Genomic DNA, 891 nt, shown 5'->3' on the forward strand with positions numbered 1-891 from the left:
CCCAACGGGAACTTCGTTGGTTGTTGGAAGGATTAAAAATTGATCAACCTAAAGCCATTTCAACGGCTCAAAAAGGAGGTGCTTTTTAACCCTAAAGCCTTGATTTAATGCGATTTTTTAATGATTTTACCTTTAGAATTTGATATAATAAAGCATACGTATTTCAAAGAAAAAAGGTGGTGAAATCCATGCCGACAAAAGCCGAATTAGAACGTCAAAATCAAGAATTAATGAACCAACTCTCCGAGTTAACTAATAAATTGGATACCATCATGACTCAAAATATGGATCTATCAAACCAAGTATTTAAACTGACTAAGATGCTTTTTGGCTCTCGCAGTGAAAAGACAAAGGGAACGAACGAAGAGATTGATGGGAATCAGACATCGTTATTTGATGAAGAGTCCGATTTTTTCGTCCCAATGAATGAGGAAGAAGGTGAATTGAAAAAGACGCTTGTTCTTCAACATAAACGCAAACGGCGGAAACGTGGATGGAAGGATAAACAGTTGGAAAACTTACCAACTGAAGAATTCAACCATACCATTGATGAACCGGTTTGCGATTGTTGCGGATATGAGATGCACGAACTTGGCGTAAAAGATTGGAGCGAGGTTGTACTCGTCCCCGCCAAACTTATTCGACAGTTGCATCATGTACATAGTTATGAATGTCGTCAGTGTAAAAAAAGCGGTACAAATCAGATACAAACTGCTCCATCATTGAAACGAGCCTTACCAGGAAGTATTGCCAGTCCATCAATAATTGCAGAAGCCGCTTATATGAAGTTCGAACAGTTCGTTCCTTTGGAACGACAACTGAAAGACTGGAGTCGACTTGGATTAACTCTCTACAGCCGAACATTAGTGGATTGGGTAAACAAGGTCGCTG

At 39.4% G+C, this 891-nt stretch carries 1 protein-coding gene; it reads left to right on the forward strand.

Annotated elements, in window-relative coordinates:
• Positions 1-188: 188 nt before the first annotated feature.
• Positions 189-891, forward strand: a 703-nt coding sequence (locus tag ACEN4I_RS13365; RefSeq protein ID WP_407103309.1) for a transposase, incomplete at its 3' end; no start/stop codon positions are given.

This window comes from Desemzia sp. FAM 23990 (genome assembly GCF_045528485.1).
Taxonomy (GTDB): domain Bacteria; phylum Bacillota; class Bacilli; order Lactobacillales; family Carnobacteriaceae; genus Desemzia.